This window comes from bacterium, from assembly GCA_036382775.1.
In the GTDB taxonomy this organism is placed as follows: domain Bacteria; phylum Hydrothermota; class Tepidihabitantia; order SM23-42; family JAOAFX01; genus DASVHD01.
Map to the genome: position 1 here is coordinate 69,217 of DASVHD010000032.1, position 15,438 is coordinate 84,654.

13 protein-coding genes are annotated in these 15,438 nt (G+C 48.1%); all 13 read left to right on the forward strand.

Annotated features, from left to right (window positions below; genetic code table 11):
- Positions 1–58: 58 nt before the first annotated feature.
- Positions 59–1,666, forward strand: a complete 1,608-nt coding sequence (locus VF399_07105; GenBank protein HEX7320104.1) for a carboxyl transferase domain-containing protein — start codon at positions 59–61, stop codon at positions 1,664–1,666.
- Between the two features lie 238 nt (positions 1,667–1,904).
- Positions 1,905–2,234 carry a cupin domain-containing protein gene (locus tag VF399_07110; GenBank protein HEX7320105.1) on the forward strand — a complete coding sequence of 110 codons (330 nt, stop codon included), beginning with the start codon at positions 1,905–1,907 and terminating at the stop codon, positions 2,232–2,234.
- A gap of 24 nt (positions 2,235–2,258) precedes the next feature.
- Positions 2,259–3,056, forward strand: coding sequence for an enoyl-CoA hydratase/isomerase family protein (locus tag VF399_07115; protein ID HEX7320106.1), 798 nt, complete (start codon positions 2,259–2,261; stop codon positions 3,054–3,056).
- Between the two features lie 53 nt (positions 3,057–3,109).
- Complete coding sequence (locus tag VF399_07120) at positions 3,110–6,658, forward strand: tetratricopeptide repeat protein (protein ID HEX7320107.1); 3,549 nt, start codon at positions 3,110–3,112, stop codon at positions 6,656–6,658.
- On the forward strand, positions 6,651–8,147 hold the full coding sequence (locus tag VF399_07125) for an acetyl-CoA carboxylase biotin carboxylase subunit (GenBank protein ID HEX7320108.1): 1,497 nt from the start codon (positions 6,651–6,653) through the stop codon (positions 8,145–8,147). The genes VF399_07120 and VF399_07125 overlap by 8 nt, the downstream gene beginning before the upstream one ends.
- Positions 8,144–8,662, forward strand: coding sequence for a biotin/lipoyl-containing protein (locus VF399_07130; GenBank protein ID HEX7320109.1), 519 nt, complete (start codon positions 8,144–8,146; stop codon positions 8,660–8,662). The genes VF399_07125 and VF399_07130 overlap by 4 nt, the downstream gene beginning before the upstream one ends.
- Before the next feature lie 82 nt (positions 8,663–8,744).
- Positions 8,745–9,710: a Gfo/Idh/MocA family oxidoreductase gene (locus VF399_07135; GenBank protein ID HEX7320110.1), complete on the forward strand. Its 966-nt coding sequence runs from the start codon at positions 8,745–8,747 to the stop codon at positions 9,708–9,710.
- Positions 9,711–9,926: 216 nt separating this feature from the next.
- Positions 9,927–10,160, forward strand: a complete 234-nt coding sequence (locus tag VF399_07140; GenBank protein HEX7320111.1) for a CopG family transcriptional regulator — start codon at positions 9,927–9,929, stop codon at positions 10,158–10,160.
- Positions 10,150–10,422 carry a type II toxin-antitoxin system RelE/ParE family toxin gene (locus VF399_07145; protein HEX7320112.1) on the forward strand — a complete coding sequence of 91 codons (273 nt, stop codon included), beginning with the start codon at positions 10,150–10,152 and terminating at the stop codon, positions 10,420–10,422. The genes VF399_07140 and VF399_07145 overlap by 11 nt, the downstream gene beginning before the upstream one ends.
- 65 nt (positions 10,423–10,487) lie before the next feature.
- On the forward strand, positions 10,488–11,729 hold the full coding sequence (locus VF399_07150; protein ID HEX7320113.1) for a serpin family protein: 1,242 nt from the start codon (positions 10,488–10,490) through the stop codon (positions 11,727–11,729).
- A gap of 65 nt (positions 11,730–11,794) precedes the next feature.
- Positions 11,795–12,571 (forward strand): enoyl-CoA hydratase-related protein, encoded by a 777-nt coding sequence (locus tag VF399_07155; protein HEX7320114.1) that lies wholly within the window; start codon positions 11,795–11,797, stop codon positions 12,569–12,571.
- Positions 12,572–12,580: 9 nt separating this feature from the next.
- Positions 12,581–13,918 (forward strand): 3-hydroxyacyl-CoA dehydrogenase family protein, encoded by a 1,338-nt coding sequence (locus tag VF399_07160; GenBank protein ID HEX7320115.1) that lies wholly within the window; start codon positions 12,581–12,583, stop codon positions 13,916–13,918.
- Positions 13,919–14,142: 224 nt separating this feature from the next.
- The gene (locus VF399_07165; GenBank protein HEX7320116.1) at positions 14,143–15,390 is read left to right on the forward strand and encodes a 3-ketoacyl-CoA thiolase; all 1,248 of its coding nucleotides are present in this window, start codon (positions 14,143–14,145) and stop codon (positions 15,388–15,390) included.
- Positions 15,391–15,438 lie beyond the last annotated feature (48 nt).

Sequence of the window (15,438 nt, forward strand, 5' to 3'; positions counted from 1 at the left end):
TTGGAACATTAGGATTTTGAATTTGTTTAGAATTTAGAAATTTAGCCAAAGGGAGTCTATGTATAAAATTGAATCCAAGATAAGAACAGACAGCACCGACTTCAGGGAGAATGCTGCCGCCAGTGAACAGGCCGTACAGATTCTGAAAGACAGGCTGGCCATAGTAAAAAGGGGCGGTCCCGATTACATGCATAAGAAGCACAAGGACAGAGGGAAAATGTTCGTTCGGGAACGGCTTTCGCTGCTGCTCGACCACGGGACACCGTTCCTCGAATTAAGTACGCTCGCAGCATGGGACCTTTATGATAATGAACACCCGGGAGCCGCGATCGTTACCGGGATCGGAGTGGTGAACAACCGCGAGGTCATGATCGTGGCCCATGATGCTACGGTCAAGGGTGGTACTTATGTTCCCGAAACTATAAAAAAACATATTCGCGCACAGGAGATCGCGATTGACAATCGCCTGCCGTGCATTTACCTGGTCGATTCAGGCGGGATCTTCCTGCCCATGCAGGTCGGTACTTTCCCGGACCGGTTCCACTTTGGCAGGATCTTCTACAACCAGGCGATCATGTCCGCGGCTAATATCCCTCAGATATCAGTGGTCATGGGTTTCTGTACCGCCGGTGGAGCATACCAGCCGGCGATGAGCGACGAAGTGGTTCAGGTAAAAGGAGTCGGTACGATCTATATCGGCGGTCCGCCTTTGGTCAAAGCGGCAACGGGCGAAGTGGTGAGCGAAGAAGATCTGGGAGGCGCAGATGTTCATTGCCGGATATCCGGCGTTAGCGATCATCTTGCCGCCAATGATGAACAGGCTATCGAAATCACCCGGAATATCGTTGAAAACCTAGGTGCCACGCAGAAGTTCCATCTGGAAAGATCGGCGCCGGAACCACCTCACTATGACCCGCGGGAATTATATGGAGTTATCCCTAAAGACCTTCGGAAATCGTTCGATATGCGCGAAGTCATAGCCCGTCTGGCCGACCGCAGCGAGTTCCAGGAGTTCAAAGAACTTTATGGTCCGACCCTTGTATGCGGTTTCGCCAGGGTCATGGGTTACCCGGTCGGCATCCTTGCCAATAACGGCGTGCTTTTTTCAGAGTCTTCCCAAAAGGGAGCGCATTTCATCGAATTATGTTCGGTGAGAAAGATTCCGCTGTTGTTCCTCCAAAACATCACCGGTTTCATCGTCGGCAAAAGGTACGAGCATCAGGGGATCGCCAAGGACGGGGCTAAGCTCGTGCACGCGGTCGCGAACGCGCAAGTCCCGAAATTCACCGTGATCATCGGCGGTTCGTACGGTGCGGGCAATTACGGCATGTGTGGCCGGGCTTATGACCCACGGCTGCTGTTCATGTGGCCGGCAGCCAAGATCTGCGTAATGGGCGGCGAACAAGCTGCGGACGTATTGACCGATATCAAAGTCAAGGCGCTCCAGAAAGAAGGGAAGAAACTCAAGCCGGAAGATGTTGATGAGATCCGGAAGCCGATGCTTGCAAAATATGAATTTGAATCAAGCGCTTATTACTCGACCGCGCACTTGTGGGATGACGGTATAATCGATCCGCTTGATACCCGCGAGGTGATCGGTCTGAGCATCGCCATGAGCCTGAATGCGCCAGTGCCCGATCACCGGTTCGGCGTGTTCAGAATGTAATCCGCCAAGGTGGAAATCCTAAGCACTAAATTCTAAACTCCGCTTCGTGTCGTATACTCAGCATGAGACATAAACAATGTCAAATACTCAAAATTCAAAATCCAAAAGATATCCCCCCCACCTTAATCCTCCCCCTCGAGGGGGGAGGGAAAGGGAGAGGGTGTGTTTGGAATTTCGATTTTTGGATTTGTTTAGGATTTAGATATTCGGATTTTGGATTTTACTAAACGGAGGATCAATGACGAAAATATCTTTTAAAGAAGCGATCAAGGATCTTGATGATCCATGGCAGCCGAAGGAAGTTGCCTACATAAACGATACGGCTTTGCGCGTCGCGAAAATTCACGGTGAATATCACTGGCATACGCACAGCAAAGAAGATGAATTTTTCTATGTGCTTAAAGGTAAAATCAATATCGATTCCGAGAACCAGAGCATTGAACTTAACGAGGGTGATGGTTTGGTTGTCAAAAAAGGGATAAGACATCGTTCGCGCGCCGTCAAACCAGCATGGATCCTGCTTGTCGAGCCGATCGCGACCAAAACCAAGGGCGAAGAGCCGGCATGACAGGCTTAACCTGGAGGTAGAACCATGTCCAATCCAGCATTCGAAACGGTCCAGCTAGATCTAAATATTGAAAAGACCATCGCTTACGTTATCCTTAACCGACCCGAAGTGCACAATGCCTTCAATGACATCATGATCAAGGAATTGACGCAGATCTTTCAAAAGATCGATTCTGATGTCGGGGTTCGCGTCGTCGTGCTTCAGGGTGCGGGCAAATCATTCTGCGCCGGCGCCGACCTTAATTGGATGAAGAGGGTTAAGGATTACTCGTATGTGGATAATCTCAAGGAATCGATGGAACTGGCAGTAATGTTCGACACGATGTATTCGTTGACAAAACCGACGATCGCCAAGGTCCAGGGAAACGCGATCGGAGGCGGTACGGGTCTGGTGGCGGTATGCGATATGGCGATCGCTGCCAGCGACGCACGGTTCAGTTTCAGCGAGGTAAAACTCGGGTTGATACCGGCGTGCATATCGCCTTATGTCATAAAAAAATGCGGTGAGGGAAAGGTCAGGGAGCTGTTCCTGAGCGGGGAAAGGATCGCGGCTGAAAAAGCGATGTCAGCGGGGCTGGTGAATATCGTGGTCCCGCCCGGCGAGCTGGACAGCGCGGTCGATGATCTGGTCATTAAACTGCTGAGCAGCGGTCCTGAAGCGATCAAAAAATGCAAAGAACTGATCACGAAACTGCCGACATTGAACCATGACGAAGTGAAAAAGTATACTGCCGAGGTCATCGCGCATATGCGGATGTCCGAAGAAGCTCAGGAAGGCATGAACGCTTTCTTGGAAAAGCGAAAGCCGCATTGGAACAAATGAAAAGCGCGTGGTGGTATGGCAAATATGCCTAACATGACCTCTTGGGTGCAACCATGAAATGTCATCTATGTGGATTTGAAAATCAGGATAACGCGAGCATGTGCAAGGAATGCGGCACGCAACTCGCCGGATTCGTGCGCCCGTCGGACGTATACCGGCTTATAACCGCGATGTCGGTCGAACTGGTGGGCTACCGGTCGCTTTTCAATATACTTGAACATGATACCGCGAAAATTGTTGCCGGAGAGTATATCGCTCGCATTTCGGATATTATCAAGAAATACAATGGTTTCATACATCGTTGCGAAAGTGACTATATCCTGTGTCTTTTCGGCGTCCCCGCGATCCGGGAAGACGACCCCGAGCAGGCGCTGACCGTAGCGGCTGAAATGTTGAAGTCAGCAAAAAGCATAAACGAACTCCTTGCCGGGAAATACAAGGCAGCGATCTCGCTGACGCTGCGCGTTGGCATCCACAGGGGCAAAGCTATTGTTAAAACGAGGGATAACAGACCGGGAGAGTATGCTGTGATCGGGGATGTCATAGACATCGCCGTAAGGATAAAGGACTACTCCAGTCACGACGACATTCTAGTGTCGGAGTCAGTATTCAGCGCCACCAGGTATTTGTACGATTACGAGGCACTGCCGCCCGTCCCATTGACCGGCACACGCGATCGCAACAAGATATTCCGTCCGATTCGGTTAAAACCGAAGCCTGATCCAAAACACGGCATCTCAGGATTGTATTCCCCGCTGGTCGGTAGAGATGACGAATTGGGTACTCTGAACGGATACGTATCAGCGCTGGAAGAAGGCCACGGTGGTTTTGTTTTTATCATGGGTGACGCCGGGATCGGCAAAAGCCGGCTATGGATTGAAATAAAGAAAATGACGGTTCAAGGTCAAAAAGCGGTCCAGGTATTTGAAGTAAACGGCCAGTCGTTCACCGAGACCGTTCCCAACCACGTGATGATCTTGATAACCAAGCTGATCTTTGATGTGTTAGATAACGATCTGCCCCAGATCGTGGGAGAAAAGATCATAAAAAAAACGCGGGAGATCGCAGCTCAGGATTGGAAAAGGATCGCTCCGTATATCGGTTCCTTACTGGGTGTCCGTTTCCATGGCGAGCTCGATGAACTCGTCAGTCATCTTGACGCTCATGAACTCAGGCAGCGGACCATGTCCAGCATCAAGGAATTGCTCCTTGCGATCGCAATGAAACAGCCATTACTGTTAGTGATCGATGATTTCCATTATATTGACAGCGCTTCCCTGGAATTCATAGAAGCATTGATGGCCGATTATTCGCGCGATCATCCTGGCGAATACAGCAACACGGATAGGTTCTTTCCGATCATGTTCATTGGTGTCGCCCGCCGCGACAAAGAAAGATCATTCTGGGCGGCCAAAGAACGCCTGCGCGAAAAAATGAAAGACGATTACCATGAGATTTTACTGGCGCCGCTTGAGCCGTCAATGAGCTTACAGGTCATTGATAATCTCTTGACCCTTAACGAGATCCCGGACGACTTTAAGGCCAAGATCGGTGTCGCCGCCGCTGGAAATCCATTCTACATTGAGGAAATGATCCGCTCTTTTATCGATAACGGAGCGCTCTTCTATGATGCCGGCATATGGCGTTTGAGCAAGAAGAGCGAATCAATAGAAATACCTTCCAATATCCAACTGGCGATATTCTCGCGCCTTGAGCAGCTTGGCGATGAACGGGATATTCTGGAAAAAGCCGCCGCGGTCGGCAGGATCTTCCAGGAACGCATTTTGGAATGCCTGGAGGGGGTTGACCGGCTGGCACTGTCAGTAAAGTTGGCTTCGCTCGAGGACCTGGAATATATCAGCAGGATCCCGCACGTGACCGAACCCGAATATATGTTCAAGCATCCCCTGGTCCGGGAAGCCATTTACAACAGCATGTCCGCCGGACAGTTGAGAAGCTTGCACCGCCAGGTGGGCGAGTGCGTCAAAACTATTCACGCCGATGATCTTTCCGGATATTACGAGGTCCTGGCGCATCATTACTACATGGCCGAAGAATGGGATAAATCATATGATTATTCCATGAAATCGGCGAAGAAGTCGATGAACTACTATCTTAACCGTGAAGCGTTGTTGTTCCTTAACCAAGCCCTGCGGAGTATCCGGCTGACCAAGGAGGCGTTCGGGGAAAGACAGTCCGCCATGGCGATCGAAGCGATCAAGGAAAAAGTGAAGATCCTTCTCTTGATAGGCGATAACGATAAGGCGCTGGCCGAATTGAACAAGGGAATGGCGATCTCCCAAAAAATAAAAGACAAAAAATGTGAAGCCGATTTTCTTTTAATGCAAAGCGAGATACATGGAGCCACGAGCGCGTACGATCAGATGCTGACAGCGGCAGAAAGCGCGCTCTCCCTGTACAAGACGATCGGTGATGCCAAAGGGCAATCCGAGTGCTACAATAATATTGGCGTGGTCTATAATAATCTCGGTTCCTATGATAAAGCGTTCGAATTCTATAATCATTCCCTCCGCTTGATGGAAGAGATCAACGACCGCCAAGGAATCGCCATCAGTCTGAACAACATCGGATACGTACACCACCAGCTGGGTAATCTTGAAAAAGCATTGGACTATTACAACCAGACCTTCGTGATCATGAAAGAGATCGATAACAAAAGGGGTGCCGCAATCGCTCTCGACAATATCGGGACCGTGCACATCGGACGCGGCGAATATGAAAAAGCCATCGAGTGCCATGATCGATCGCTCATGATCAAGGAAAACATCGGCGACCGCTGGGGCGAATCAGCCAGCACCAATAATATCGGCTACGTGCACTATTTGCTGGGGCATTACGACCAGTCACTGCACTATCACCTGAGGTCGCTCAAAATAAAAGAGGAGATCGGCGACCAAGGGGGACAGGCGATCAGCTTGAACAACATCGGTCACATATACCTGGTGTGGGGTGATTACATCAAGGCTTTCGACCACTACACTGCATCGTTGAAGATCTCGGAACGGGTGGGTAACCGTTTAGGCATAACGGTGAGTATCCTCGGGATCGGCCAGCTTTTCAGCGCACAAGAACGGTTCGTTGAAGCCCGTGATTATCTGGTAAGAGCCGAGCTGCTGGCCCGGGAGACAGGCAACAAGGATTATCAAAAAAGGGTTTCGCTCGCTCTATGCAGCCATCTGCTTCTGACGATAACCGCGGCGGGCGATGAGAGCGCATCGGATATCATAAAACGGGCGCTGGAATATCAGCAACGCGCCTACAACCTGGCTGTGGAACTGAAATCAAATGCCGATATTGCACGTTCCATCACGCTGAAAGCGCGCATTTTTGCAGTGCAGGGAAAATTCGAGGATGCCCAAAAAGCTTACCTGGAGGCGAGAAAAGTGTTCGAAGAGCTGCAGTTGCCGCTCGAACTTGGCGAAGCATGCCATTATTATGGTCAAATGCTGTGCCAGCATGGCCAAGAGTGGGAAGGAGGCGAACAGTTGGAAAAAAGCAGGAAAGTCTTCCGGACCATTAATGCCCGGGACTGGTTGAGAAGACTGGGCGATGATAAGAACTGGGAGAAAGATCATGTTTAAGAAAATACTGATCGCCAACCGCGGCGAGATCGCTATCCGCGTCGCGCGTGCCTGCCGGGAACTCAATATAAAGACGGTCGGCATCTATTCTTCCGTCGACAAAGAATCTCTTCATCTGAGGTACTGCGATGAAGCGGTGGATATCGGTGAACCGGCGCCGCTCGCGAGCTATCTGAACATCAAACGTATCTTAGGGGCGGCCCGGGAGACCGGTGTAGAGGCCATCCATCCGGGATATGGATTTCTTGCGGAAAATCCCGAATTCGCAAAAGCATGCGAAACAGCACGGGTCGTGTTCATCGGGCCGTCGTCGCGTGCGCTGTCGCTGGTCGGGGACAAGGTGGCGTCAAGAATAACGGCCCGGGGCGTGGGTGCACCCATCATCCCGGGTATGGAGATGGTGGGCGTGAATAACGCGGATTTCCAGAATAAAGCGCAGGAAGTAGGATACCCGGTTTTGATCAAGGCTTCCATGGGAGGCGGCGGCAAGGGCATACGGATCGTGCGCAATGACGGGGAACTGCTGGAAAGCGTGGAGGCCGGAAGGCGGGAGGCAAAAAGCGCTTTTGGCGATGAATCGGTTTATCTTGAAAAGTACATTGAAAGACCGCGCCACGTCGAATTCCAGGTGCTGCGTGATTCCTTTGGAAATGTTGTCCATCTTGGCGAACGCGAGTGTTCGATACAGCGCCGGCATCAGAAGATCATAGAAGAGACACCCTCACCGGCGCTGACACCGGAACTTCGGGAAAAAATGGGCGAGACCGCGAAAAATATAATCGCGGCCGTTGACTATACGAACGCCGGTACCGTCGAATTTCTCCTTGATGCTGATAAAAAATTTTTCTTTCTCGAAGTTAACGCGCGTGTCCAGGTTGAGCATCCTATTACTGAGCTGGTGACCGGTCTGGATATCGTAAAAAGGCAGATCATGATCGCGTCAGGAATGAAACTGGATGTGAAGCAGGAACAGGTGGTGCAGCGTGGTCATGCGATCGAAGCGAGGATTTACGCGGAAGACGCGGAGAATGGTTTTCTGCCTTCACCCGGTGTAATATTGTATCTAAAGGAACCGCAGGGTCCCGGGATCCGCGTTGACTCAGGCATTTATCAAGGATGGAACGTGCCCCCTCATTATGACCCGATCCTGGCAAAATTGATCGTCTATGATGAATCGCGGCAAGGCGCCATCACCCGGCTTATCAGTGCGCTGAAAGATTACACGATCCTCGGTATCAGGTCCAATTTGGGATTTCTGAAGCGCATTGCCGAGTCATCTCAATTCAAGGATGGTGCGTTGCATACTCATTTCATTGATGAAAATACGGATGCACTAATGCCGCGCCATGCCATGCTGGAGATGGCTCTGGTCGCGGTTGCGTTGAAATCGACCGGGAGCGCGGCGGTTCCGGCGACCATGAGCGGTATTGGATCGCTAACTTCAACGCCATGGCAGGAACTTGGTGAATGGGAATTAGGTGCGTCATGAAGATCATCATAGCATATGAAGGAAAACCATACACCATCGAAATGGTAAAGGATGGCTCAAAGAACAAAGTGACAATAAACGGCGACCGATCGTTCAATATCGACTCGTACGATGTCCGTTCAAATTCCCTGACGTTTGTATGCGATGGCAAAATGAGTTCCGCCTTCATTGCCGGCGATCGAGAGCGAACGTATATCGCCATTGATGGCGAGTATTATGTCTTTGACCAGGTGAAAGGAACCAAGGGAACGACGGCAGATCAGAAAGGCGACTCCGTAGCCTCCCCGATGCCCGGTCTGCTCGTTAAGATCCCGGTATCACCGGGCGACAAGGTGCAGAATGGAACGACCTTAGCGATCGTAGAAGCGATGAAAATGCAGAATGAACTGCATTCCCCGCGCGACGGGGTTGTCAAAAGGATCAATTTCAAAGAAGGCGATCAGGTGGACGCGTTCGTACCGATCGTCGAGCTGGAGGCTCAATCAAACGCAATTGCCTCTCTACCTCCAAATTAGTAACATATACGCAATTATTGCGTCTCTGAACGAGTTAGGCGATATATTTGGTTTATGTTACTTTGATCTATAGGCGGGCAATATGAAACTTGGTATTTTAGGAGCAGGTTCTATGGGTAACTTGCATTTCGATTGCTACAAAGGAATGCCTAATATAGAGGTTTCTGCTATCTGCACCCGATCAAGTGAAAAAGCCGCGAGCCTCACCAAGAAATTAGGTGTTAAAGTAGTCACGGATTTTGATGAAATAATTAATGATATGGCAATTGATGCAGTAGATATTTGCTTGCCGACTTATTTGCATAAAAGGCATGTCATTTCAGCATTACAGGCAGATAAACATGTATTCTGCGAAACTCCAATTGCACTTGATATAGATGAAGCCATTGAAATGCAGAAAATCGCTAAGGAAAAGAAAAAGATATTCATGATAGCCTTACTCATGAGAAATGTAGCGGAATACGGAACTGTAAAAAAGATTATTGATTCGAATGAATTAGGCAAACCATTGACTTTTCGAGCATATAGATTCAGCAAACCATATCCAATAGATCATTATCCTGGACCAGTAATTGAATTATTAAACTTTGACTTTGATTTTATAAACTGGACTTTCGGACTACCCAATTCAATTATTTCAAGTAGGATTGTAAAAGAAGAACGTCACGAACACGCCACAATACTATTAAAATATAATAACGGATTGTTGGGACTTGCAGAAACAAGCAATATTATGCCCGAGAGCTTTCCTTTTAGCGCAGGAATCAGAATCATTTGCGATAAAGGAGCAATAGAGACCTTTTTTACTATTGATAAAAACGGCTATCCAGATTTTACGACAATCAAGTACCCTTCACAAGGGAATCCAGAAGAATTGAATTTTGAAATCATTAATCCGTATGAAGAGGAATGCAAACTATTTGTTGAAAGTTTAAATAAAAGAGAAGAAAATAATCTGTTATCTGCGCAAGCAGCCATAGATGCTCTCACTATATGTCTTAAAGCTAAAGAATCTTTAGAAAAAGGAAAAGAGGTATTTTTTGGATAGAAAACCAAAAACATCGCCCAACACAGCATAAAAGGATCCTGCCTTATGGCACTCCCTAAATTTTGGCATCGCCGAAACCATGTATTTGTTGGAAACGTTAGCCATTCAGACTTCGTTTGTGCCAATACCCTTAGTGCCATGCCCGCGGACGAATTGATACTTGACATTGTGAATATTTATGAATATAATTGAATGCATTTAATAATGGAGGTTATTATGCCAAAAACAATTACCATTAGATTGAAAGACGATATTTACGATCTTTTCAAAAAAGCCGCAGATGGCGAAAAAAGAAGCATATCCAATTTTATTGAATGGGCTACCTATTCTTATCTTTATGAAGAGCTCTTTGTTTCCAATAATGAAATGAAGGATATTTTAAAGGATAAGAGTAGTTTGAATGTCGGAATAAAAGAAGCAAAGCAAGGGAAATATCACCTTGTTAAATGAACTAAAAATAGCAGAAACCCGGCATTTTCAGGATAAGATTAAAATTGAACCTTTCAAGAACGCCTATAACAAAATATATAATTATGTTTATACTCAATTAAAAGAAAATCCTTTCTTTGGTAAAAATATCAAGAAACTTAAAGGCGATTATAAAGAACTTTATAGATATCGAATAGGAGACTTCCGATTGTTTTATTTGATTTATGAAGACAAGCGGTTGGTAATCATGGTTGATATAGACCAAAGAAAAGACAGTTATTAAGGGCTCCACCTATTTATAAAATTGAAGAGCACTTAATAAATCCGCAGTTGAAATAGGAGGTTAAAATGAGTCATTGGTTACCCTGGAAAATCAGACCAGACATAACTGTGATTTTATTTTTAGCCGTTGTTATGGTTTTTGGGCAATCAACCGATGACAATGGCGCAGCGCAAGAGGGGATCAGCAGCGTTGTTAATGCCAATAACCGATTCTGTCTGGAACTTTATGCGAATCTTAAAAACGAAGAAAAAGGGAATATATTTTTCTCCCCCTACAGTATTTCCACGGCTTTGGGGATGGTTTACGAAGGGGCTCGGGGGCAAACCGCCCAGGAGATTCAAGCGGTTTTCCATTTCTGCGAGGATGAAAACATTCGTAAACCAAATGTTGCTGAGATCTATGAACAGCTCAACAAGAAGGATGCGAAATACAAACTTAACACGGCAAATGCACTCTGGGTGCAGCAAGGTCATAATCTGTTAAATGAATACGCAAAAACAGTTGAAAAATACTATTCGGGAAAGGCGACAAACGTTGATTTCAAGGGAGCGGCTGAGCAGGCACGTAAAAAGATCAATAAGTGGGTCGCGGATAGAACTAATGATAAAATCAAGGATCTCTTCCCGCCTAATTCTTTGACTCAATTTACCAGTCTTGTCCTTACCAATGCCATTTACTTCAAAGGCACCTGGGTCATGCAATTCGACAAGAAAGAAACGCAGGAAGAGGATTTCAAGACCGGTAGAGGCGAAACCGTAAAGGTTCCGATGATGCGAAGGACCGACGAAAATGCGAGATTCAGTTATGCCGAGACAGAATACCTGCAAATCCTGGAAATGGACTATGAGGGCGGTGAATTAAGCATGCTTATTCTGCTTCCTAAGAATATTGATTTGGATACGCTTGAGGAACGGCTTACGGTCGAGAATGTTACTGAATGGAAGAACAGCCTTCACGAACAACGCGTAAAGGTATTCGTGCCTAAATTTACATTCACCACAAAATATTTACTTAATGATAATCTCAAAGAGCTGGGTATGCCTTTGGCATTTTCAGAAGCAGCTGATTTATCGGGGATCGATGGAACGAAATCTCTATTTATCCAGATCGTGGTCCATCAGGCTTTTATTGACGTGAACGAAGAAGGGACCGAAGCGGCCGCAGCGACGGGCGTGGCAGTCGGCATTACATCGGTCGCACCACCGGTTCCGATTTTCCGTGCTGACCATCCTTTTATATTTATGATCTTGGAAAGAAGCGTGGGCAATATTTTGTTTTTAGGCAGAGTGAGCGATCCAAGGCAGTGATCTTGCCTGATCCCATTGAAGAGCAGTAAAGCGGATTCTATTTGGGAAAAAATCAAGGAGGCAATATGGTTTACAAGAATATCGTGATTGACACAGCAGACAGTATTGCTGTACTGAAAATCAATCGTCCAGAGGTTATGAACGCGGTAAACATTGAAGCTATACTGGAGATCGAGTCGGCAATGCATGAACTCAATGCGAACAAGGAAGTTATTGTCATAATCATTACCGGTGAAGGCAAATCCTTTGTATCCGGTTCTGATATTTCGCGGCTGGCGGTAATGGATGCCCTGGCCGCAAGGGAATACAGCCAGGTCGGGCAGAGGGTCCTTAGCTTCATCGAAAACATGGAAAAGGTTGTGATCGCAGCGGTCAATGGTTTTGCGCTTGGTTCAGGATGTGAGATCGCGATGGCATGCGATATCAGGATCGCTTCGGAAAAAGCCAAGCTTGGGCAACCCGAGGTAAAACTCGGTTTGATACCCGGGCATGCCGGCACTCAGCGGCTGGCGCGTATAGTTGGCATTGGTAAGGCGAAGGAGCTCATTTTTACCGGTGACCTTGTAGATGCGCAAGAAGCCCTGAGGATCGGCCTGGTCAACAAAGTTTGCGCACCTGAAGCGTTACTTGAAGAGACACGCAATTTAGCCCGAAAAATCATCGAAGTCGGACCAACGGCAGTGCGCTTCGCCAAAACAGTGATAAACCGCGGGATCGATTCTAACCTGACGACCGCTAATTCGTACGAAACCGAAGCTTTCAGTATTTTGTTCTCGACCAACGAGGCAAAAGAGGGAATGAAAGCTTTTCTTGAAAAAAGAAAACCAAATTGGAAAGCGTAGGAGGTTTTAATGTCCTTGGATGAAAGACTGCAGAACGTATCCGTCATAGGAGCGGCAGGTAAAATGGGCAGCGGCATCGCCGCTTTGATCGCGCAGGAGATCGCCCGACTCAAGTTCAAGCCCGAAAACCGGGACAAGGTCTACCGGTTGAACCTGATCGATATAAGTGAAAAAGCGATCGACGGACTGAAAGGTTATTTGAAAAGCCAGCTTGTGAAAGCCGCCGAGAAAACGATCGTCCAGCTGCGCGATGCCTACAAAGATCGCGATGATCTTATCGAGAACAGCGATATCGTGAACGCCTATATCGATGACGCGAGTCAGAGCCTTAACTATGGCACTGAACTGGCGCTGGCTAAGAACAGCCATATCATATTTGAGGCGATCGTCGAAGATCAAAAACTAAAAGTGAAGATCTACAAGCAGCTCAGTAAGATCTGTTCGCCCGAGACCGTTTTTTTAACGAACACTTCAAGCATTCCCATCGGGTACATAAACGACAACGCGGGACTGGGAGGACGGCTTATCGGTTGCCATTTCTACAATCCGCCGGTCGTTCAGAAACTGGTCGAAGTGATCGCTCCGGAGAAAACCACTGATGAGTTGAAAGAATTGATGCTGGACCTCGGCAAAAGACTGCGCAAGACACTGGTGAATGCCAATGATATTTCCGGTTTCATCGGTAACGGGCATTTCATGCGCGATGGTTTGTACGCGCTGGCTGAGGTCGAACGCCTGAAAAGCAGCTACAAGTATCCCGGGGCGGTGTATGCCGTTAACAAGGTCACCCAGGACTTCATGCTGCGTCCGATGGGAATATTCCAGCTTATCGACTATGTGGGCATTGATGTTTTCCAGCTGATCCTGAAAGTCATGCGTACCCATCTTCACGATGAAACATTGCGCAACAAGATCGTCGATAAAATGGTCAAACAAGGGATACGGGGCGGCCAATTCCCTGATGGGTCGCAGAAAGACGGATTCCTTAAATATGAAAAGAGCCGGCCTGTGGGCATCTATGACATCCGCAAAATGGAGTATGTCGCATTAAGCGATGAATGGCGAAAGAAATATGACGCCAAACTGGGCGGATTGCCGGTCGGGTTTGTACCCTGGAAAGCGCTTCTTGGTAATCCCAGGAAGGACGATCTGCTCAAGAGCCATTTTGAAAATCTCAAGAAGATGCAGACGCCCGGAGTCGATCTGGCTTTGAACTTCATGAAGAGAACGAAAGCGATCGGTGAACTGCTGGTAAAACAGGGGGTTGCAAAGTCGGCCAGCGACGTCAATGCCGTACTGATCAACGGGTTTTACTGGGTGTATGGACCGATAAACGAGTACGTTTAATTTGAAAATTCGGAGCTCTAAATTCGAAATTCCGCTTCGTGTCGAATACTCAGCATGAGACATAAACAATATCGAACGACCAAAATTTTAAAAATATCCCCCCCACCTCAATCCTCCCCCTCGAGGGGGGAGGGAAAGGGAGAGGGTGTGTTTGGAGCATTAGAATTTAGAGTTTGTTTAGGATTTAAATATTAGGATTTGGGATTTCTCCTGAAAGGAGCACTATGTCTTTTTTAAGGAAAAAAATATACGCCTGTGCAGGGTATAATACGATCGCCATGGGGACAGGCCGGAAAGAATTCCATCCCAAAAAAGCAAGGCCTGGTATCGAGCATTACATCAAGGAAGCGGGACAAGGGGCGATCGATCAGATAAAGAACCCGGCGGCCCTTGACGAAGGCGTGATCGGGAACTTCGCGGCGGAGCGGTTCTGTCACCAGGGAAACCTGGGTGGTTTTTTCCCCATGATCCATGAGACTTTCCAGTACAAACCATGCATCCATGTCGAAGGGGCATGTGATTCTGGTGGCCTTGCGCTCGTCACCGCGGTGAAGACGATCCTGTCCGATCTTGCTCAATCGGTTCTCTGTATCGGTGTGGAAGTGCAGAATACGGTAAAGGCTATCTACGGTGCGGATTACCTGGCCGCCGCCGGCTGGTTTTCCGGGGAACGCAAGAAAGGACATGCGTACTTTTTCCCCGATGCCTTTTCACAGCGCGCCGGCGCCTATATGAACAAGTTTGGGAAGGAAAAAATGCGTGAAGGTATGGCGCAATGGTATGTCAATGCCATTGAAAACGCCCGGAAGAATCCCAAGGCCCAGGAATATCATAACAACATGCCTGACCTGCATGCCATCGGAATGACCGCTCCCAATCCTAAAGCATTCTGTGAATTCATTAACGTATTCGATTGCTCCAAAGTCTCAGACGGCGGCTCGGCGATCATATTCGCTTCCGAGGAAGGACTGAAGAAGATCGGCGTTGATCCGGGACTGGCGGTTGAGGTCGTGTCGTTCGCACAGGTACAGGATAATATCACGACCGCACCCGCGGACCTGACCAGACTGCGGACCTGCGAGATCGCCGCCCAGCGCGCATATGAACGGGCCGGGATTTCACCGGACAAGCTGGGTGTGCTGGAAGTCCACGATTGTTTCACGGCAGCCGGCATCATGGCAATTGAAGCAGCCGGTTTTGCCAAGCACGGGGAAGGCGCAGATTATGTAAAAGCGGGTCAGACCAAGGCCGGCGGTTCCATACCCACGAACACGACCGGGGGTTTGATCGGTTACGGCCATCCCACGGGTGCGACCGGTGTAAGGCAAGCCGTCGATGTCTCTCATCAGCTCATTGGGGTGGCCGGTGATTGCCAGATCAAGTTCAATCCACAAAGACCTTACGGCATGCTATCGAGCATGGGTGGCAACGACAAAACAGTGGTTACTATGGTGTTCAAGAAAGCGGGATGACGTATGGCAGCATATGACCGCCTAAAACAAGGTAATAAGCAGCGATCG